General features: G+C 48.1%; 20 protein-coding genes and 1 pseudogene. 5 read left to right on the forward strand and 16 right to left on the reverse strand.

Translation table 11 applies throughout. From position 1 onward, the window contains the following. Positions 1-15 precede the first annotated feature (15 nt). The 5 genes from OC443_RS25415 to OC443_RS25435 form a co-directional block, all read right to left on the reverse strand. Positions 16-1008: an iron-siderophore ABC transporter substrate-binding protein gene (locus OC443_RS25415; protein ID WP_073582199.1), complete on the reverse strand. Its 993-nt coding sequence runs from the start codon at positions 1006-1008 to the stop codon at positions 16-18. Beyond that, positions 987-1769 (reverse strand): ABC transporter ATP-binding protein, encoded by a 783-nt coding sequence (locus OC443_RS25420; RefSeq protein WP_073582201.1) that lies wholly within the window; start codon positions 1767-1769, stop codon positions 987-989. The genes OC443_RS25415 and OC443_RS25420 overlap by 22 nt, the downstream gene beginning before the upstream one ends. Beyond that, positions 1762-2604, reverse strand: a complete 843-nt coding sequence (locus OC443_RS25425) for a siderophore ferric iron reductase (RefSeq protein ID WP_073582203.1) — start codon at positions 2602-2604, stop codon at positions 1762-1764. The genes OC443_RS25420 and OC443_RS25425 overlap by 8 nt, the downstream gene beginning before the upstream one ends. 16 nt (positions 2605-2620) lie before the next feature. Next, positions 2621-4810 carry a TonB-dependent siderophore receptor gene (locus tag OC443_RS25430; RefSeq protein WP_073582237.1) on the reverse strand — a complete coding sequence of 730 codons (2190 nt, stop codon included), beginning with the start codon at positions 4808-4810 and terminating at the stop codon, positions 2621-2623. Positions 4811-5189: 379 nt separating this feature from the next. Beyond that, entirely contained in the window at positions 5190-6122 is a 933-nt protein-coding gene (locus OC443_RS25435) for an AraC family transcriptional regulator (protein WP_073582205.1), read from the reverse strand. Positions 6123-6713: 591 nt separating this feature from the next. On the opposite strand from OC443_RS25435, the gene OC443_RS25440 reads away from it, so the two are divergent. From OC443_RS25440 to OC443_RS25450, 3 genes and pseudogenes are all read left to right on the forward strand, one after another. After that, the gene (locus OC443_RS25440; protein ID WP_073582207.1) at positions 6714-7262 is read left to right on the forward strand and encodes a DUF1415 domain-containing protein; all 549 of its coding nucleotides are present in this window, start codon (positions 6714-6716) and stop codon (positions 7260-7262) included. A 202-nt stretch (positions 7263-7464) separates the two neighbouring features. Beyond that, complete coding sequence (locus OC443_RS25445) at positions 7465-7749, forward strand: type II toxin-antitoxin system RelB/DinJ family antitoxin (protein WP_073582209.1); 285 nt, start codon at positions 7465-7467, stop codon at positions 7747-7749. Beyond that, positions 7746-8024, forward strand: a pseudogene (locus OC443_RS25450) (type II toxin-antitoxin system RelE/ParE family toxin). The gene OC443_RS25445 and the pseudogene OC443_RS25450 overlap by 4 nt, the downstream one beginning before the upstream one ends. Before the next feature lie 77 nt (positions 8025-8101). On the opposite strand, the gene OC443_RS25455 reads toward OC443_RS25450, so the two are convergent. After that, entirely contained in the window at positions 8102-8842 is a 741-nt protein-coding gene (locus OC443_RS25455; RefSeq protein WP_073582211.1) for a carbon-nitrogen hydrolase family protein, read from the reverse strand. Between the two features lie 150 nt (positions 8843-8992). On the opposite strand from OC443_RS25455, the gene OC443_RS25460 reads away from it, so the two are divergent. Both OC443_RS25460 and OC443_RS25465 read left to right on the forward strand, forming a co-directional pair. Continuing rightward, positions 8993-9235: a type II toxin-antitoxin system Phd/YefM family antitoxin gene (locus OC443_RS25460; RefSeq protein WP_073582213.1), complete on the forward strand. Its 243-nt coding sequence runs from the start codon at positions 8993-8995 to the stop codon at positions 9233-9235. A gap of 7 nt (positions 9236-9242) precedes the next feature. Then, positions 9243-9563, forward strand: a complete 321-nt coding sequence (locus OC443_RS25465; protein ID WP_073582215.1) for a type II toxin-antitoxin system RelE/ParE family toxin — start codon at positions 9243-9245, stop codon at positions 9561-9563. Positions 9564-9604: 41 nt separating this feature from the next. Here the strand turns inward: OC443_RS25465 and OC443_RS25470 are convergent, their stop codons facing one another. From OC443_RS25470 to cobD, 10 genes are all read right to left on the reverse strand, one after another. After that, positions 9605-10486, reverse strand: coding sequence for a HEPN domain-containing protein (locus tag OC443_RS25470; RefSeq protein WP_073582217.1), 882 nt, complete (start codon positions 10484-10486; stop codon positions 9605-9607). A 322-nt stretch (positions 10487-10808) separates the two neighbouring features. Then, complete coding sequence (locus OC443_RS25475) at positions 10809-11831, reverse strand: reverse transcriptase family protein (protein ID WP_073582219.1); 1023 nt, start codon at positions 11829-11831, stop codon at positions 10809-10811. Positions 11832-12102: 271 nt separating this feature from the next. Further along, entirely contained in the window at positions 12103-12435 is a 333-nt protein-coding gene (locus OC443_RS25480; protein WP_073582221.1) for a hypothetical protein, read from the reverse strand. Between the two features lie 5 nt (positions 12436-12440). Next, positions 12441-13286, reverse strand: a complete 846-nt coding sequence (locus OC443_RS25485; protein ID WP_073582223.1) for a phosphoribosyltransferase-like protein — start codon at positions 13284-13286, stop codon at positions 12441-12443. Positions 13287-13854: 568 nt separating this feature from the next. Continuing rightward, positions 13855-14205 (reverse strand): hypothetical protein, encoded by a 351-nt coding sequence (locus OC443_RS25490; protein WP_073582225.1) that lies wholly within the window; start codon positions 14203-14205, stop codon positions 13855-13857. A gap of 7 nt (positions 14206-14212) precedes the next feature. Then, the gene (locus tag OC443_RS25495; RefSeq protein WP_073582227.1) at positions 14213-14797 is read right to left on the reverse strand and encodes a histidine phosphatase family protein; all 585 of its coding nucleotides are present in this window, start codon (positions 14795-14797) and stop codon (positions 14213-14215) included. Next, the gene (locus OC443_RS25500) at positions 14794-16095 is read right to left on the reverse strand and encodes a cobyrinate a,c-diamide synthase (protein WP_234976365.1); all 1302 of its coding nucleotides are present in this window, start codon (positions 16093-16095) and stop codon (positions 14794-14796) included. The genes OC443_RS25495 and OC443_RS25500 overlap by 4 nt, the downstream gene beginning before the upstream one ends. Beyond that, a complete protein-coding gene (locus tag OC443_RS25505) occupies positions 16092-17567 on the reverse strand; it encodes a cobyric acid synthase (protein ID WP_073582229.1) in 1476 nt (491 codons plus the stop codon). Before OC443_RS25505 ends, OC443_RS25500 begins: the two co-directional genes overlap by 4 nt. A 42-nt stretch (positions 17568-17609) precedes the next feature. Beyond that, the gene (locus OC443_RS25510; RefSeq protein WP_073582231.1) at positions 17610-18623 is read right to left on the reverse strand and encodes a nicotinate-nucleotide--dimethylbenzimidazole phosphoribosyltransferase family protein; all 1014 of its coding nucleotides are present in this window, start codon (positions 18621-18623) and stop codon (positions 17610-17612) included. After that, positions 18611-19708, reverse strand: coding sequence for a threonine-phosphate decarboxylase CobD (gene cobD, locus OC443_RS25515; RefSeq protein WP_262021774.1), 1098 nt, complete (start codon positions 19706-19708; stop codon positions 18611-18613). The genes OC443_RS25510 and cobD overlap by 13 nt, the downstream gene beginning before the upstream one ends. Positions 19709-19770 lie beyond the last annotated feature (62 nt).

A 19770-nucleotide genomic window follows, 5' to 3' on the forward strand; every position in this document is an offset into this window, starting at 1 on the left:
GAATATTTTAGCTTTTTAATCTCTGGCTGTTGGCGCCGCTTTGGCGACGGCAATCAGTGCCTGTGTCAGCGCCCGCGCGTTATATAAAATCGACATCGCACCGCCATAACTCCAAACCGGTTCAACCGCATGAACATGTCCCGCTTTCACCACAGGTAAAGCCTGCCACATCACCGATTTTCTGAGCCGGGCTTCTTGCTCAAACGGACGAATATACAGTGCCACATCGGTCGCCGGGATCTGACTTAAAATTCTCAGCCGTTTTTGCGTCACGCCCCATTGCGAGGAAGGCATTGGTAACACAGGCGCAATGCCTAATAAAGACAAGGCATATTGTGGCATCGCATTGTCTCCATACAAATAGATCGCCGTCGGGCTGGCAAACCGAAATACGGCAACCTTCGGCAGGCTATGGCCATACGCCTGATGTAACTGCTGTTTGAGCGATGCTATCTCTTGATTCATCTGGGTCAAACGCTGTTCTGCAAGGGTTTCCCTGCCCAGAACCTGAGCGATCAAACGGAAGTTTTCAATCGCAGCTTTCGCGTTTTCATGCTTAGGGCTATTTTCACGCTTAGGGCTGTCTTCACGCTTAGGGCTATTTTCATGCTTGACGCTATAGGTCGTATAAAACAACACCGGCGCAATTTTGCTCAGGGTCGGCGCCAGCTCAAGCAGGGTTGAGTCGGCAATAATGACATCCGGCTTGAGCCGGGCCAGCTTTTCGAGATTGGGTTCCGCACGCCGGCCAATATCTTCAACGCCCTGCGGCACGTCCGGTTGTTTTACCCAGGCCCGATACCCGGCAATGTTGGGCATCGCCACAGGCGTCACACCCAGAGACAACACTTGCTCCGCAATATCCCAGTTCATTGCGGCAACGCGTTTCGGGATGTGTGTCAGCGTATGTTGTCCGCGGCTATCGGTCACTTGATACGCGGCGGCGGCAACAGAATGTGAAAAACTACCAAGCCAAATGACGGCTATCAGGACAATGTATGTTCGCATATGATCGCTACTTGATGAGGTTGATAAGGATGGTCAATCAATTCAATGGGTGTGGCATACAACGCGGCCAGACGCGCCGGGTCAGCGAGCAAATCCGCCGGACCATGAAAGGCGACTTGCCCCTGCGTCAGTGCCACGACATGCTGCGCAAATTTCAGGGCCAGGTTCAAATCATGCAGAATCACAATGATCCCTTTACCAAATTGCTGATTGAGAGAAGCCAGTAATTGCATGACTTGATATTGATGCCGGATATCGAGTGCAGAGGTAGGTTCATCTAAAATCAACACATCCGACTGCTGTGCGAGCAACATTGCAATCCATGCACGTTGCCGCTCTCCCCCAGAAAGCTGAGACGCTTGCATGTCAGCATATCCGGTCATTTTTGTGGCCTCTAAAGCGGCGTCAATCTTCTCATTATCCTCCGCATTCCAACGCCCGAACGCCCCGCGCCATGGGTATCGCCCCAGTCGCACTAATTCCCGTACCGTCAACCCGGCCACGTCCGGGAGCTGTTGCGGCAGAAAGGCAACCTGCCTTGCCCAGGGCTTGGCCCGGTACGTCGTCAGCGGCTGCTGATTCAATAACACCGTCCCCTGCTCTGGGGCGAGTTGGTTCGATAACAGATTGACCAACGTTGATTTACCTGACCCATTATGGCCCAGGACCACCGTCAACTGATCGGTGGGAATCTGAAGGTGCTCAATCTGCAAAATGGATCGCTGATCGCGAATCACTGCAACCTTTTCAAGCTCAAACATGGGGAACCTGCCGTTTCTTTAATCTTGGGCAATCTGCGCACAGCTCACCCTGCTTTGTTTGATAGACCAGGCAACAACTCCGGCGCGTCAGGTGTAGCCGTCCGTCCTCACCCAGATCATAAGATGCCAGGTTAGAGGCAGGCAGTGACATCGCTTTGAGCCATAACGCGGCCTGATGTCGGATTTGATCTGCCTCCCAGGGAAGATCAAGCCACTGAAGTTTTGCCAGATTCGCCAGAATGGCATCCGCCACCAGTTGGCGGGTCATCCCTTGCCGGCAACGCGCCACACGATCCAGGATGGCCCGGTAATGAGCAAATAAGGGTTTTAGCTGTGCGCCAGCCTTGATAATCAGCGCGTCGGGATCACCGGCCCAAAAGGTCGGGGCATCCAGAGCATACCCCATGACACCGCCTTGCCGGACGTATTGCTTCAGGCCGGAAAGATCGGGCAGACGCTGCATGCCGTAAATTCCAATCATACTCAGATAAAGCGGTTGCCAGGTCAATAAATCCCAACTTCGGATCACCCGGTAGCCGGGTGAGGCTTCCGGATAAACGGTTTTCAGACCTTGATGCAGTTGTTGAATCACCGCCAAATCTTGCGCCGCCCCGGTCACCAGAGCCTTGGTGGCCGAAGAAGCCTCAATTGCATCCGAATGGGTTGTCAACGCCTCAGGCCATTCCTTAGAACATGCCTGAGGCTCCCCTTTTGAATACTGAGACAACGGCTCCACCAATTCACCCCGCAGATAAGGGGTGATCGATTGGCCGAGTTGGTTCAGGGTATCAAATAGTTTGATATTGTCCTGTCGTATCAAAGCGTCCTGGATCATCAATACGTTCTTTCGGTTAAAATTGATAATTCACATTCATCTCAACAGTTCGCTCCGCACCATACCAACAGTTCGCACTGTTGTAACATGAATAATATTCTTTATTGAATACATTGGTTGCTGACAGGGTCAGTTTTGCTCCCGTCAAAGTGTCAGACATGTGTTTCAAGTCGTAACCAATCGAGACATCCGCTAACGTATAATCAGGCACTTTCCCCGTATTTTCGGCATCAATCTGCATAGTACCGACATAACGGATCCCGCCTCCCAGACGCGTTCCCGCCAGCGCCCCCGTATGGATGTGATAGTTTGCCGATACATTGGCACGATGCTTCGGCACCCAGACCGGCGTTTTTCCTTCCAGATCGTTTTCGCTATCTTTGGTAATCTCCATATCCAGATACGTGTAATTCGCGGCAATATCCCATTGATCAGAGAGCATCCACTGCCCTGAGACTTCCGCCCCCTGAGATCTGATTTCACCTAACTGGATTTTGTAATTGGTATTGTCCGGGTCCGCCACTAAGACATCTTTTTTGTTGATGCGGAACAAGGCAAGCGTCCCGCGCCAGTCCATATCCGGATCTTCATATTTCAAACCGACCTCAATTTGGTTGCCTTTCTGCGGTTTAAATGATTCACCACTGGCATTCGTCCCCGCCGAAGGCTCGAAGCTCGTTGCATAGCTGATATAAGGCGACAGACCATTATCAAAGGCATACAGGCTCCCAACACGATAAGAGAAGTTGTGGTGATCCGCATCGGTCACCGTCACCGAAGAAGAAACATCGGTTGTTGTCGTCGACTCATAGTGGTCAAACCGACCGCCAGCAATCAAAACAAGTTGATCCCATTGCACCTGATCTTGCGCGTACAACCCCGTCTGACGGATCGATATATGACTCTTTTGTGCATACACCGAACTGAGTGTGCTGGTATCAAGCAAGTTGTTATTCGGCTGGAACAAATTGAATTGATAGAATGACGTATCGGACGTCGCATACTCTTGATAGCCGGAATCGCCATCCAACCGTTGATAATCGAGACCCAGCAACACACTGTGCATGGCGGAATCGGTCACAATGAGCCCTGACAGTTGATTATCCACAACCAGCCCATACGAATTCTCATCCGTCGAATAAATATTTCTTGCCAGGGTGCCTGTTGATTCGTCAAAGCTCGATGCCAAATGATACGTATTCCGTTGCTTCAGTGAAGCATCCATATATCGCAAGTTTTGCAGGAAGGACCAATGCTGATTGAAGGTATGGTTCACTTTATAGCCAGCCAGAACAAATTCCCGCTCAAGATGGTTCCAGTTTTTATCACCGACAAACGTGGATGGGCTTGTTGAACCATTGGCGTTCGCCTGGAACATGCCCGATGCCGGCATCGCGGAATTAATCCCCATATCCGGATCATGCTGATAATAAAGATTAAAGTTGATCAGCGTGTTGTCAGTCACTTGCCAGTCTAAAGAAGGTGCGATCATCTGACGCTCTTCTTCAGAGTCATCGACCTGACTGTCTTGCTTGCGTAATAGAGCAATCAACCGGTATGCAAGGCGACTGTCACTGATTTGCCCGGTCGAATCCAGCGACACTTCTCTCAGACGTCGCGATCCCGTCGCGACATTCACCTGCGTACCTGGGGCCGGTTCTGGCGATTTGGCGATCATGTTCACCATGCCACCGGGCGGCATCGCACCATACAAGACCGATGTTGGGCCTTTAAATACTTCTACTTGCTCAAGCGCAGTCGGGTCGATTTGCGGCTGTAGATTCCACCCCTGCAAATATTGCAATAGCAAACCGTCGTAATAGCTTTGAGGTGCATCAAAACCACGAATGTTAAAGGTGTCGTACATAGTCACCGCCCCGCCCCGCACTTCGGTCGTGACTCCCGGTGAATAACGCAACGTCTGATTTAAGGACTTCACGCCCCGTTCTGAAAGGGTTTCTTGATCAATCACAGAAATCGACTGCGGTGTGTCCTCAGGTTCCAATGCGGTTTTGGTCGCCGTATTGCGGTACATCTGTCCGATGACCTCCATCGTGTCCGGTGAGTCGGATGAGTCAGACGGTGTGTTCTCAGCCGCCATGGGACAGATTGAAAATAAAGAGAGGCCGATTGCTGTCACAAGCGTTGTTGGCTTCAATCGTTTGGATTGAATCGTCTGTATATGTTTTATTTGTTCTTGTTTCATTTGTTCCTGTTTCATTTGTTCCTGTTTCATGACTACCATGATGATTCCACTTCACTCCGAAAACTGCTTACGGCTCATATTCCAGCGTGTGCTTACACTTCTTTATTATGATTTGATTGATAATAATTATCATTTAAAGAATCATATAGATTTAATAAGACAAAAATTAACAATTTGGTGCATGTCTGCATAAATGGCGCAAAAATATCACGCAAACTTTGTGGCTAAAGCGCTATCGCTCAAGGAATATCGGTAAAGAACGATTGGCGAAGAACGATGGGTGAAGGGATAGCATCGACAAAAGATTGCTGGGAAATGCGGCGATCATGCGATAAAAAGCGCTTTGTAAAAGAAACGAGCCGGTTGCAAGACATGATGCTTAAAGGTGAATCGGGAGCCAGTATTCAGCGTTGACCCTATCACTTTCAAACGGTTCAGACGCCTCCACATGAAAAGGCGGGTAATAAAATTCAAGCACCGGGGCTTCATCTGCCCCTTTGTAACCCGATTCCGGCAACCAGACGGACAAAAGCCAGGTCACCGCATGATGAAGCTCACAAGCTTTACCCTGATAACGCATCACGGCATAGTTCTGCTCTGACAGGCACACTGAAGGTAAGTCGGTTAATCGTTCAGTCACCCCCGGAAAGGCTTCAACACCTGCCCAATAGGTGAGCTCTCCGAATGTGTCATCCCGGTGTTCAATAATACCAATATGCGGGACGTGATAAAGCTGGTCATCGCGCACGATTTCGAAGAAGGATTGCCAAATCTGCGGAATAGTTTCGGCAAAATCAGGCGTGGCCGCATATAGCCCTTTCACCTGGGCAGATACGCCATGGACATTCAATTGACTCATGGAATCAATGCGGACCTGATAAAAAACAGGGGCTGAACGCTGTACCTGCTCACCAGGCGAGGCAGAATCCGGACGCGTTAACCGGGCTTTGATACCAATGCGCGTCCCCCGGATTTGGTAAGCTTTGGGTGACAATCCGAAATGCTGTTTAAACGCCCGGCTAAAAGCGACTTCAGAGTTAAAGCCAAACTCATAGGCAATATCCGACATTCGGTAGCGTGTCGATAACACCAATTCAGCCGCGCAGCTGAGTTTCATTTCCCGGACATATTGTGCCACCGAATAGCCGGTATATGTCTGAAAAACACGCTGCAATTGCCAACGGGACCAACAACTCGCATCAGCGAGCATATCTAAAGTCAAAGGCATCCGGATATGGGTATGGATATAATCCAATACCTTTTCGATCCGAATAAACTGTCCGTTGGGTTGATGGGGGGACGAAGGCGTCATTCGCGCAATATCCTATATCCGTTCCAGTGTTATCGACTGATTGATATCTCAATTAGTGATGAAACTCAAGCGTTCTGATGCTAAAAGGTGGCGAAATACAATGTATTTTGGGGATATGTATTCAGGTGTATTCTGGGGACAGACACTTTAACTATTTGATGGATGTGAGCAAAGGTGAATTTGCAACGCGTTTATATCAATGATGTTTATATTTGATCTGTATTCCCACGGAAGACCGTGGAAACAGAGTTAGCGAAGGTTACTCCTCGTTCCCACGCTCAGCGTGGGAAAATGCATACCTGACTCAGAAGTGCCACACAAGATGTATCAGAAGGTTGAATAGATTCACCAAAATCCTGTTAAAATAGACTATGTCGATAAAGCGACTCACTGGCGTTATTCAAGTGTTCGTCATAATGAAGGTGAAACAGAACGACTTGATATCTGCCAGTCATGGTCATTTTTGATTCGGTATGTATTCCCACGGAGAACCGTGAGAACAAGGGTGACGCGACGAGGTCAGTTGCTGCCCGGATCCCAATGGTTATGTAGCAAATCACACGGTGTATTCAATGATAAGAGAGTATAGATATGACAACATCTAGAGCAGAACTGGAGACAAGACAATGGTTAAACGATGTTGTTATTGGCCTGAACCTGTGTCCTTTTGCGCATAAACCGAATAAAAACAACCAAATCAAGGTGGCTGTTTCTGCAGCGACATCGGAAGAACAGTTGCTGGCGTTTATATTACTCGAACTCAGGGAACTGGACAGCAAAGCGCCCGAAGCGCTGGAAACCACCCTGGTCGTTGTGACCGATATGCTGGCAGATTTTATGGATTATAACTTCTTTTTAGACTGGGTCGATGCCTTACTCAGGCAAGAAGACTATGAAGGCATTTACCAGATCGCGAGCTTTCATCCAGACTACTGCTTTGGTGGCACTGAACCCGAAGATGCCGAGAACTTAACCAACCGTTCACCCTATCCGACAATCCATTTGATACGCGAAGCGTCGATGGAAAAGGTGCTGAAACATTACCCGAATCCGGAAGCTATTCCCGATAACAACATCGCCAGAGTCGAAGCTTTGACAGACAAGGAAAAAGCCAGGCTGTTTCCTTATCTTATTCTCTGAATTCAGCTGATTCCTGTCATTTTTTGTGAATGAAACAGGGTGTGGCATCAGTATGACGTTTTGAGCTTTGGCTTAGGGTGCATGTCCCCGTTGGTCTCCGTTGGTCTCCGTTGGTCTCCGTTGGTCATGATACGCGTTTGTGAGTTCCCCATCCCAAAGGCTGGTGCTAACATTTGTACACACACCAGCAAAGGAATCAATCATGGACACCCGAATTCAGTTTCGTGTTGATGAGGAAACAAAACGCCTGGCGCAACAAATGGCTGAAAGTCAGGGCCGCACACTGAGCGATGCCTGTCGTGAACTGACCGAGCAGCTCGCTGAGCAACAACGTAAAGCGTTATCTCACGATTCATGGTTAACCGAACAGGTCAATTTGGCATTTGAGAAGTTTGACTCCGGACAAGCGGTTTTCGTTGAACACCAAACCGCTCAATCCCGAATGGCGGAGCGCAAAGCCAGAATCCGCAACCGGGGTAAGCAATGATTTTATGGGAAGAATAGTCACTCAATGATCGCGAAAAGATTTTTGAGTTTCTCTATGACTTCAACCCTGATGCAGCAGAGAAAACGGACAACCTCATTGAAATGAAAGTTGAAAACCTGGCAGAACACCTTCTCATGGGTGAACAACGGGACGGTCTCCGTGGACGACTGCTCATCATTCCTGAGATTTCAATGATCGTCTCGTACTGGCTTGAGGGCGATATTATTCGGATTATGCGTGTACTCCACCAGAAACAAAAATTCCCGGTGGATTGATGATTCGCTCTGGGGAGTGAATTTCTTAGGCGTGTGTCTCCGGTATTTCCCCCTGTATTCTCCCCTGGATTGACTTGTTACATCTCGATGACTTGAGACTTCCAGGTTTGGTTTGCCTGATGAGAAAGAATGATTGAATCTTTTTCTTTGCTTGCAACACCTAACAAACCATCTTTACTCCATGTAGCACTTTTGCCTACGGGTTCCCAACCACCTGTGGGTTTATTGTGGTTTGCCATGACAACTAGCAGATCATGTTCTTCGGCATACTCCTGCATTTTTTGAGTGTCAGAGTTATACCCACCATCAGTGACGAAAACACCAGCAGCATAAACTGTTGCCGAATTTTCAGCGTACGATTTCGCATGCAGAGGGTTGTTTGCATCGGCACAGATGGCGATGGCTACTTTTTGATCTTGAATTTTAAGTATTTTGGGTTCATCACCGCGGACGAAGTACTGATCTTCACCGGGGTGAAGGTTCATCTTGGAGTACGTTGATATTGATCCATTCGGGCCGAAGATTAGAGAGCCAATGTGCAACCCACTTTCTGAGAGTAAGGGAGCTCCCGCAACGATCCAAATTGCATTTTCACATGCAGACTTTGCAAGAGGATTAAGCCGCTCATCAGAAGCGGTCAATGCCAGTGAAGACGCCAGTTGAGGTTCATACCCGGTTAATGAGAGTTCAGGGAATATGATTATCGAAGTCTTGTATCTGGCAGCAATATCTATTGCGTTAAGATGGTTCTCAATATTCTGAAAGATATCTCCCTTGACAGAAGGAATTTGAGCGACTGCAATTTTAAAGTTTTGCACAATACTTCCTTAGAAAAGTAACATTTGTATATGATGCACGCGCAAAAGCCGCTTGCACCCTTTTACACAAAAATCGCACGATTTAATCATATTGACCATTTCATGCGAACAACTATAATCTCACTGTGATACCAAATTTGGAGATTGATCATGCACACATTAACAGCAAATGATGCGAAACGTAATTTTGGTGAGCTGCTTCTCAGCGCCCAACGTGAGCCGGTAAAGATCAGCAAAAACAGCAAAGACGCCGTAGTCGTCATGTCCATTAAAGATTATGAAGAGTTAGAGGCTATGAAAGCTGACTACCTCAAACATTGTTTTGAGTCGGCAAAACAAGACCTGGCGCAAGGTAATGTAGCTAATGGCGAAGACTTCCTGAGCGCCTTGTAACTGACTTATGCAGAAGAATAAATACAAACTAAGTCAATTAGCACAGTCTCACTTACGAAAAATCCAAAGCTACACCATAAACAATTTCTCTGAGATGCAGTGGCACAAATACAAAGATACATTAATCACTGGATTTCAAATGCTTGCAGACAATCCAGCAGTGGGTCAAAGTTGCGACGATATTTACCCAAGCGGTTTTTACTTTCCTGTTGGCAGGCACACGGCTTATTTTACCAAAGAAGACGGTTTCATTTTGGTTGTTGCTGTCCTCGGTCAATCACAATTACCACAAAACCATTTAAGACAGAAATCTCACCCTAATACTTAAGTGAGGGTGATTAATTTGATGTGAATGCTTCATTATTTGAATTAATCACACTTCAAACATTCCAGACAAACACCTTCCACTAACCCTTTCAGCTTATCTACTTCACCCGCCAGATAATCCAGCTCCTCAGTAGTGATTTCAAAATGCTCGGAATATCGGGCTTCGATGTAAGCGCGTTGCAGGCGGCGGAAGCTACGGCGGTGGAATTTGTTCTCCAGCGGGAAGATCGTTTGAAACTGCGGATCGATTTGCGCGCAGAGCTTGCCCAGTTTCTCGATATTGTGGGATTTAGGTAAGTAGTTAGTGCAGGTCAGGAGGGCACAGGCGTATAGATGTTCCGTTGCCTGATGAAGTTCAAAAGCGGCTTTTTTCAATCTTGAACGCTTTCTGGCATAAGCATACATCTCGAAGTCATCATCTGAATTCTCAACCCACTGATCATAATGCTTTTTGGCAATCGCTTGTTTCTCTTCATCCGTCAGTTTCCCCGGCAGCGATAACTCTTTCGGCGTGGCAGAGAAAATCTCAATCCCCTCTTCCCGGATATCTTTGAAAAAGTAATGCCCCTGCTGAAGCCGTTCATTGACATCCCGGAGCGAATGGACAATCAGCCCCAGCGGTGCAGAAGTGACTTTGCGGTCAATCTCTTCCTTCGCCCGTTGCCAGACTACATCGTCTTCCACTAAGTCATCGTGATTGACCACCACCAGAATATCGTAATCCGAAATATACCCGTTATCCGGATCATTCACCCAACTGCCTTTGGCATGACTACCAAACAGAATAATTTTCAGGATCCGAAATTCCCGTTTACTCCCCTGCTTACTTTCAATGTAATCAGCCAGCGTGTCGCGCAAAATCAGCGAGATGCTCTGAAGCTCATGCTGTTTGAATTCGGGAAGGTGGTCGAGGCTGCTTTTCATGGGTTCTGCCGGTGAGTGTTCCTGAAACTGACAATGGCTTTAGTGTGGCGGGTTGCAGGAAAAAAGTCTATCTCTTTCAGGGGGATTATGGTTTTGTGGTGGCGGATCAATGCTTGGTTTTTAGGTGTATCCACAGAATTTTTTGGCGTTCATCCGTCACCGCGTGAAGGTAATCTTTAAACTCGTAGATATGCATTACCGGAAGCTCTCTTTGCTTGAAAAGAGCTTATATGATCACAGGTAAATATGATCGTCAAATCGATCAATTTGATTGATCAAAAAACGTTCACAATCTTGCCCTGAGTCTATGATGAACTCTTAACTAATTATCCCTATTTAAAGATTTAATAAATTCATACATTCCTTTCACTTCCTTATTGCTTTTTTCTACATACATCCAGAAAGCAAGTTTACCTAGTAACGATTGAATATAATTAGGATCTTTTATTTTTTGTTTTGAAACATGGGAAAGCAAACCATAATTTTTTATATAATATACTTGTTTTTTTAAATCTCTTCTCATCTTTCTAGGTAAACGAACTTTTTCACCACTAACATCCAACCCAGTTATTATTTTTTGTTTATCCCCTTTTATTAATCTAATTTTGTTATTATTTAATACAAATCCATAATTAACTAGAATATCTGACACATAATTAATAAAAATCGCTGGTATATCATCTCCAGAAAAAGTAATATCATCAGCATATCTTGTATATTTAAAAGAAAATTTCTTAGCTAATCGATATAATCTTTTATCTAAGCTTTTTAAAAGCAAATTACTTAAATCAGGGCTTGTCCGCCCTCCTTGAGGTAACGTGTCATTTAAACAGCATAACGACGCTAGTGCAAAAGCGACATTTTCGGAATAACCTAGAGAAGAAAAATAATTTATAACCCAATTTATTTTTATTGAAGGAAAGAAATCTCGTATATCTAATTTTAAAATAGAATTGCTATTAATATGAATTTTAGCATTAGATAAAATAGAACGTTTTTTGGTATAAGAGTGACTACAGAAGTGACTTTTATCTAGTGACAAAATATTTTCCTTGATCCATAATTGACATAATGCTAATGATGGATATGGCGCTGAAATTTCTCGTTTATTTCCACTTCTCTTTTTTATATAAAATGTTCTATAAAAACTTTTCTCACCAAAAATCATTTTATTTAGATCTTCATAATTAATACCGATAAGTTTAGATAAATGCTCAACTTCAAATATAACCGGACAGTCATTAGTTTCTAATCTATCGATATATTCGAGGTATTCTTTGATAAGTTCGAGTTCAATACCTCGATCTTCAAAAAAACTTTTCCATTCTTTCAGTGTCTTATTCATTGGATAAGTAATTCTCCCTCGAATTAGCTTGCGGAAACTACTTTCTATACTTTGCTACTCATCGGTTTTGTTCTAAATATTGCGATACGCAATATTTAGAACAAAACCGATGCCACCAAGAATAGCGAATGCTATTCGGTGAACTAAACACACTTTTGCTTGCAAATTTGTGTTTAGTTCTAGGTTATTATCGACGTAAACTTCAGAGCGACTACACTCCAATATGCTAGTTTCCGCAAGCTGTTCATAATTTTACATCACTCGAAACCAATTAAAAAGCTTTTCTTTTAAACAATCGCTTACTAGGAACATAAAATTTAGAATCAAGCTTTGAGCACAAAAAATTCTCTGGAACATTTTTCCACTCTTGACGATCCAATTGACTATTTTCCATAAGAATAAATGTAAAACCCTTTGGTGTTATGGTATAAAAATCCTCACGTTTCTCCTTTATCAGCTGTTCAGATAAAAGAGAGCTTAAGACATTGCTAAAAACAGAAAAACCAACTCCTGAGCGCTGAAACAAACTATATACACTCAGTCCTCTCGCCGACTTTGAGAGAGCGATCAACATAGGGCGAGCTATTATTTTATTATCTCTCATATAATTCAAAATGCCCTAATTAATAAACTATGCCTTAAATTACCATCACAAGTTTCTGGCCACCAAAATAGAGGGAAAACACTATTAGGTGTATTTCCTCTCTCCATGTAAAATAAAGATTCTGTACCACCATAGCCTAATTTCGGCAAGTCATGCCCCATATAATTTTGAGAAAGACCATCCTCTAGCAACTCCATAGAATATAAATTTTCATTCCGCTCAAGATCATCTTCGTAATACTCACTTATAGCTTTAGGAACCTTTATAAAATATGAAACTTTTATACCTTTATCTCGAAGGCATTGTAATCCGACAGTTGAGGCAGCAATCACAACCACTCTGATATCAACGTTATTAATATTAGAATTTCCATAAGTTCTTTTAAGACTTTCGACACGCCCAACTACCGTTTTCCCGCTGCCAATAAACTCATCTATAAGAACAATTTGGTTATGTAAATTTCCTGCTTTTCTGAAATTTTTTAGGGAATGATCACATCTGTTTACTAAGAGATGCTCTCGCCAACCTTGCTCTGCTAGTTTTGGTTTCAGAAGCTGTAATATGTACTGACCACTATCCGATTTTGAATCAAAGGTCATAGCAACAATTTGAGTTGTAGCACTCGACAAACTTGGGTCTGTAACAATTTCCTCTATAAACCAATTCAAGGCCTCGGCAACGCCTTCATCATCCAAGTATTCGAATCGCTCAAGCAGAGAAATGACTAATTTACGTTGAAGCTCAGTCTTACACTCGTCAAAAAGTAAGCTAGATAATGCATCTATCTTTTGCTCCAACCACGATTGTTTTTTATATAACGCCCACATGGTTTTAAATTCGGCTTTTGACATATTCATTCTGAGTAATAACACCGCAAATTAAGCATACAATTGTATAATACATTACAGATGTCGGGCTATTCAATCCTAAGAGAAAGGTTTTACATTTTTTAACAAATCATCAAAATCAAGTGATTAAAAAGGACATACACCTTACGCCAAAACGCAAATTGTCATACTCATCTAACACTAGATACCCCCGGCAATCACGTCCTCAAAAATACCACAACTCTCCCTTCATCAATAAATAGAATTGACCAAACACCCAGTAATTCAAATGCACTTGATCACTTAAAATTGATACTTTGAACACACAGACAATTTTTATGGTTTTTATTGATGTTCTCATAATAGATGTGAGCAAAGAAGAATTTGCAACGCGTTTATATCAATAATGCTTATATTCGGTCTGTATTCCCACGGAGGACCGTGGGAACAAAGGTTATCAAACGAGTTTATATCAATGATGTTTGCATTCGGTATGCATTCCCACGGAGGACCGTGGGAACGAGGAAACAAAACACAGCCAAATTGATCGCTGTTCAAAGGAGAAACTTTCAGGACGAAAGTTCCAGATTTGTCAGCGCAGGGAAGCGCTTACAAATCGGTCCTGAACCACGCGTGACCAAGCAAAAAAAGACGTTTTTGGTTCCTTTTGGCGTCTACCAAAAGGAACTGGGGCGCGTTCGATCATGCCTCTGTAATCAAAGAAGCCTATAGCGCAACAAACACTCCCACTAAAGCCAAAGACAGCAGAAAAAAACAAAACTGTTAGGGTGTGTGTCCCTGTAATTTCTGTAATTTTCAGGGTGATTTTTTGCTCGGTATGCATTCCCACGCGGAGCGTGGGAACGAGAAAATGAAGCCGAAGAAACCGAACAACCCCATCGCGCAACAAACCCTCCCACCAAAACCAAAAACCACGACTCATCTATCAATCAGCCACTGACAGAAAAATCAAAATCCACCGGCACGGCATTCCCCGCCACGCCATTTCCCTGCTTCCACGAAGCAACCCCGTGGATCACATTCAGACACGCCCGAATCCACTCGCCATGCGAGACAATCACAATGTCTCTTTCCTGCGCCGGAGAATGACGGGATGCCAGCTCCGCCAGAAAGGACCGGATACGTTGCTCGAAATCCTGCTCCGGTTCCACACCAGAGACCGCCGTCATTTTTTCATCATAACGATGGTGATACGCACGCCAGCACGCCGCAAGTGAATTGTCCTGATCAATGACCTTCCCTTCTAAAATGCCAAACCTTCTTTCTCTCAGGCGCGCATCCGTGATGACATCTGCACCGCAGGATTCAGCCAGGATCTGCGCGGAGTGGTGCGCACGGCCTGAATCACTGCTGTAAATCACCGTCGGCCGGATGTGCGCGAGCGATGGGTTATCGCTGAAAAGCCGCTTCAGTTGCGCAACCGCCTCCGGCGTGAGCGGGCTGTCCAGCCAGCCCTGAATCCGCCGCTGCCGGTTCCACCCGGTCTCGCCATGCCGCACCAGAATCATCTTCATCCTTCCCCCCGGAACAGCTTCGCGACCAGCGCCGGATGGGATGGAAAATACCAGTGCACATAAGAAGCAATCACGTTTTTATATTGCCACACCGGGTCCATCTTTTTGCCGCGCTGAGATTGCGGTACACACCGCACCGCCTCATTGGATTCGGTTTTCGAGTAATGGAAGGTGTGTCCCCGCAGGCGTTCATTGTTTGAAAACTCAGCTTCCACCAACCCTAACTCCGCCAGTTTACCCTGCATCACGGACTGTGCATCCAGCACCCCGCACATCGCCCCGCGGCGGTGTTCCGTATCCGTGAGAGATTGATTGAGATACAGCATCCCGCCGCATTCGGCGAGCACCGGTTTATTCGCAGCAACATGCTGATGGATTTGCCTCTGTAAACGGGTATTGGCCGCCAGTTCATCGACATAAAGCTCCGGGTATCCGCCCGGCAAATAGAGTGCATCGCAATCTGGTAGTGCGTCACCACGCACCGGAGAAAACATCGTCAGGGTTGCGCCCAGCGCGCGTAAGAGATCCAGATTGGCCTGATAAATAAAACTAAACGCGGTATCGCTGGCGATGGCAATCGTCTGCCCGGCCAGCAGCGGCGGGTGGACCGGTGGCGCCGCCCGCTCAAATTCAACCGCCGGGGGCATCACCAGCTCACCACTTTGACCGATGAGGTCCGCAGCAAGGTCCAGCCGCGCTTCCAAATCGGCCAGCTCCCGCGCCTGGACCAGCCCAAGGTGCCTTTCCGGGAGGCTCAGATCGGTCTGTTTCGGCAGATAACCGCAAAACGCCAGCGGCTCGGGTAAGGACGCTTTGAGCATTTCGGCATGCCCCGCTGACCCGACACTGTTGGCAAACACACCGTACATCTCAATATCATCGCGAAAATTCGCCAGACCGTAAGCCACCGCACCAAATGTCTGCGCCATCTTCCCGGCATCAATCACCGCCAGCACCGGAATGCCGAGCGTTGCCGCAATATCGGCACTGGAGCACTGGCCGTCAAACATGCCCATCACTCCTTCAATTAAAATCAGATCGGCATCGGCGGCCGCTTCAGCGACTAACTGTTGACAGTGCGCCACGCCGCCCATCCAGAAATCAAGCTGATACACCGGCTGTTTTGAGGCGAAAGCAAGAAAACCGGGGTCGATAAAATCCGGGCCGGTTTTGAACACCCGTACCTTTTTTCCCTGCCGGGTAAAGTATCGCGCGATAGCGGCCACCAGCGTGGTCTTCCCACTCCCGGAAGCGGGAGCGGCCACCACCAGTGCCGGACAACGAACGGTATGCATCATTGCTGAAATGCCTCCGGATCCGGCCATAACTTTTGCAGATCCAGGTGCGCTTCAATCGCATCCGCGACCCGGTTAATGCCGTCTTCGCGCATTTGGGCAAAATCGACACCCTGCGCATCCGGCAGTCCGGCCCAGCGCAAAATCGCCTGACACGACTGCGGAGACTCGAAAATACCGTGCAGATAACTGCCAAACACCTGCCCATCCACGCCCATCGCGCCCTCTTTCTCCCCGCTCAGTGAAAGCGGTGCATTTTCCGGGATGCCCTGGGTGTGACCGGCATGGATTTCGTATCCAAATACATCGACTGTTTTCTGGCCGGGTAAAGTCAGTGTTCCGTGGGTTTGTTTGAGCTGTTTGCTGGTTTGCAACACCGTCTCAAGCGGCAGATAGCCAAGCCCGGCACTCTCGCCTGCCTGTCCTTCCAACCCCTGCGGATCGCAAACCCGCTGGCCCAACATCTGATAACCGCCGCAAATCCCCATCAGCTTACCGCCGAAGCGAAGATGGCGGACAATCTGCTGGTCCCAGCCTTGTTCACGTAAAAAAGCCAAATCACTGCGGACACTTTTTGAGCCCGGAAGAATGATCAAGTCAGCCGGTGGCAGCGATTGATGTTTGCCGACAAACACCAGATCCACATTGGGATGCATGCGCAGCGGGTCAAAGTCGGTATGATTACTGATTCGTTGCAGCACCGGCACCACCACTTTCAGTTGGGGTTCGTCACTGTTGAGCTGACTGATATTAATCGCATCTTCGGCTTCCAGCATCAGCCCGTGCAGGTAAGGCAACACGCCAATGACCGGCTTACCGGTTTTCGCTTCCAGCCAGTCCAGCCCATTTTCGAGCAGTTTAATGTCACCGCGGAAACGGTTGATGACAAAGCCAATCACCCGGTTTTGTTCGGATTCACTCAGCAGCGCCAGTGTGCCGTAAAGATGAGCAAACACGCCGCCCCGGTCGATGTCCGCGACAATAATCACCGGCACATCCGCTGCTTCGGCAAAGCCCATATTGGCAATATCGTGCTCGCGCAGATTGATTTCCGCCGGGCTGCCCGCCCCTTCAATCATCACACTCTGATAGTCGTTTTTCAGCCGCTCAAAGGATTCAAGAACGAACTGCATCACCTGCGGCTTATAGGCGTGGTAAGCCACCGCATCCATATCTTCCAAGGCTTTGCCGTGAATAATCACCTGCGCACCGATGTCGGTATTGGGTTTGAGCAGCACCGGATTCATGTCCGTTGTGGGTTCTATCCCGCAGGCATATGCCTGCACCGCCTGCGCCCGGCCAATCTCGCCGCCGTCGACCGTCACTGCACTATTAAGCGCCATATTCTGCGGCTTGAACGGCGCAACCTTCACGCCCTTGCGGGCCAATACACGGCACAGGCCCGCAACCAGAACGCTTTTCCCTGCGTCAGAGGTGGTGCCCTGCACCATCAATGCTTTTGATGTTTTTATCATTTCAACTCACTATCTCGTGTTCCCCGCCGGAAGACACCCCGTTCAAACCAGCCAGTGCTTCACCGCACGGTCCATACTTTCGGTGATTTCCTGTTCACGCATGCCTTGCTGCTCAGCAAACACCAGACATCCGCCCAAGCCACAGCCCTCAATGATATCCCCGCGTTCATACCTGCGAATCGCCTCAAACTGAGAGCGCAAAAAGCTGATCACCGGCGTCATCAGTCCGCAGTGTTCCGGCAGCGCCGCGGCGGCTTTCTTTGCATCGTCAGCGTCAAGCACCCAGCGGGTGGTGGAAACAGAAATATCTTTGACCAGAATCCGGCCCTGCATCGCAATTACCGGTGCAAATAACATCACGCCCCCGGCGAAGTGCAGCGCGGGGCAGGTCGATTCCAGCAAAGCGCAGCAGGCGCGTTGCACCGGGTCGGAGAATCCGTGGTTCTGGCGGTAATGATTGACATCCCGTGGCATCGACGCAGACTGGTTTTGCAATGCGTCGAGCAGTTTGGATTTGATGGCGAGCTTTTGCGGGTCGGTGGTGCTGCCTGCAAACCACAGCGATGGAGCCACCCAGCGGCGCAGCCATAAAGTGGCGAATGTGGTCCCGCCAATACCCGATTCCGCGATCAGATGCGCTTCCCCGGCATCCGACTGCCTTTTGAGCTCCGGAATCAGTTCGCGCTGCATCAGCCGGGCTTCTTCCCCGGTCTGACAATGATGCACCACCACCTCATCGAGCTGGCAACCGGTCAGATCCGGCGTACTTTCCAAACCGAGCTGATAACAGTGCAAACGAATCCGCCAGCCTTTTTCCTGCAATGCCCGGAGCAGCCCATGCACCAGAATTGCTGGCGTCACCAGACCGATACTGGTCACCGGTGAAGGACGAAACTCACCATGTAACGGCGTATTGGCTTGGCCACAGGCGATGTGTTCCGTGTCCCGGGTCGGGTGAAGCTGCATCAGCCCCGCGCCTTCCCCGGCATCACTGATCTGATGCAGCGCAGGCACCGGCGCGACGGCGTTGAGGAGGATATAGTTTAACCAGCGCATGGTGATACTTCTTTCAGCGTCACCGCCAGCACATCCAGCGCTGCCGTCAGTTGGTCCCATTGCGCTTCATCCGCCGGTAATCCGAACCGGATCGCGTTTTTCTCATCACATAACCGGGTCAATACCTGCTGCTGGCACAACACCTCATGGCAGGCGACGGCATGGTCCAGATACACCGTGGTAAACAGCGGTGTGCCTGCTCTGAAGCCATCCACTTCGGGAGCATTGACTTCAGAATCATTCACCCCGGAAGCCTTCAGCTTGCTGTCCAGCAGCTGATTCAGCCTCTCGGAAGCCGCCTGAATCCTCCCGGCGGTTGCCTGCTGCCACGCGCTGTCCTGAAGTGCCCGTTTCATCACCCAGCGCGCCGGTCCGGACACGGTCCACGGGCCGAGGGTTTCTTCCAGCAGCGCTTTGATCACCGGTTTGGCAAACACAAAACCGACCCGTGCGCCCGCCATGCCGAAAAACTTACCGACGGAGCGCAGCACAATCAGGTTTTCATGGTGAGAAGCAGTGCTGAGCATTGACAGTTCCGGAGTGCAATCGGCAAAGGCTTCATCGACGATCAGATACCCGCCTTTGCGCTGCTTCTCTTGCAAGGCGGCGTGTAATGCATCCGGCCGGGCCAGCTTCCCTGTGGGATTATTCGGGTTGATCAGCAATACGACATCGCTGATAGCGAACTGGTGCTGCGTAGGAAAATCATCATAAAACTCAATCTCCCATGCCTTGCCATTCTGCTCAAAACTACCCCACGCCTGCTGATGTTCTTTGTAACCCACACGGGGCAGCGCGATGGTGCCACAGCGCCCCATTTCCAGCGTAATCACACCCGACAGCGCCATAATGGCTGCCTGAGATCCCGCCACGGCCACCGGCATCTGTGCCGCACCATAATAATCTTTGGCTGCCGCTTCCAGACCATCGCCGGTCTCCGGCAGCCGGTTCCAGACTGATGCCGGGATTTCCCCGACCGGATAAGTAAACGGGCTAACGCCCGTGGAAAGGTCAATCCAGTCGGCCGGATTGCTGCCATATCGGGCGGCAATTTCGATCAGATTACCGCCATGTTTGATTGCCATTCACCACTCCTAACATTCGAAATACACTTGTCATCAAAGCCGATCCGTGTTCAAAAGGCGTC

This window comes from Vibrio quintilis (genome assembly GCF_024529975.1).
Lineage (GTDB): Bacteria > Pseudomonadota > Gammaproteobacteria > Enterobacterales > Vibrionaceae > Vibrio > Vibrio quintilis.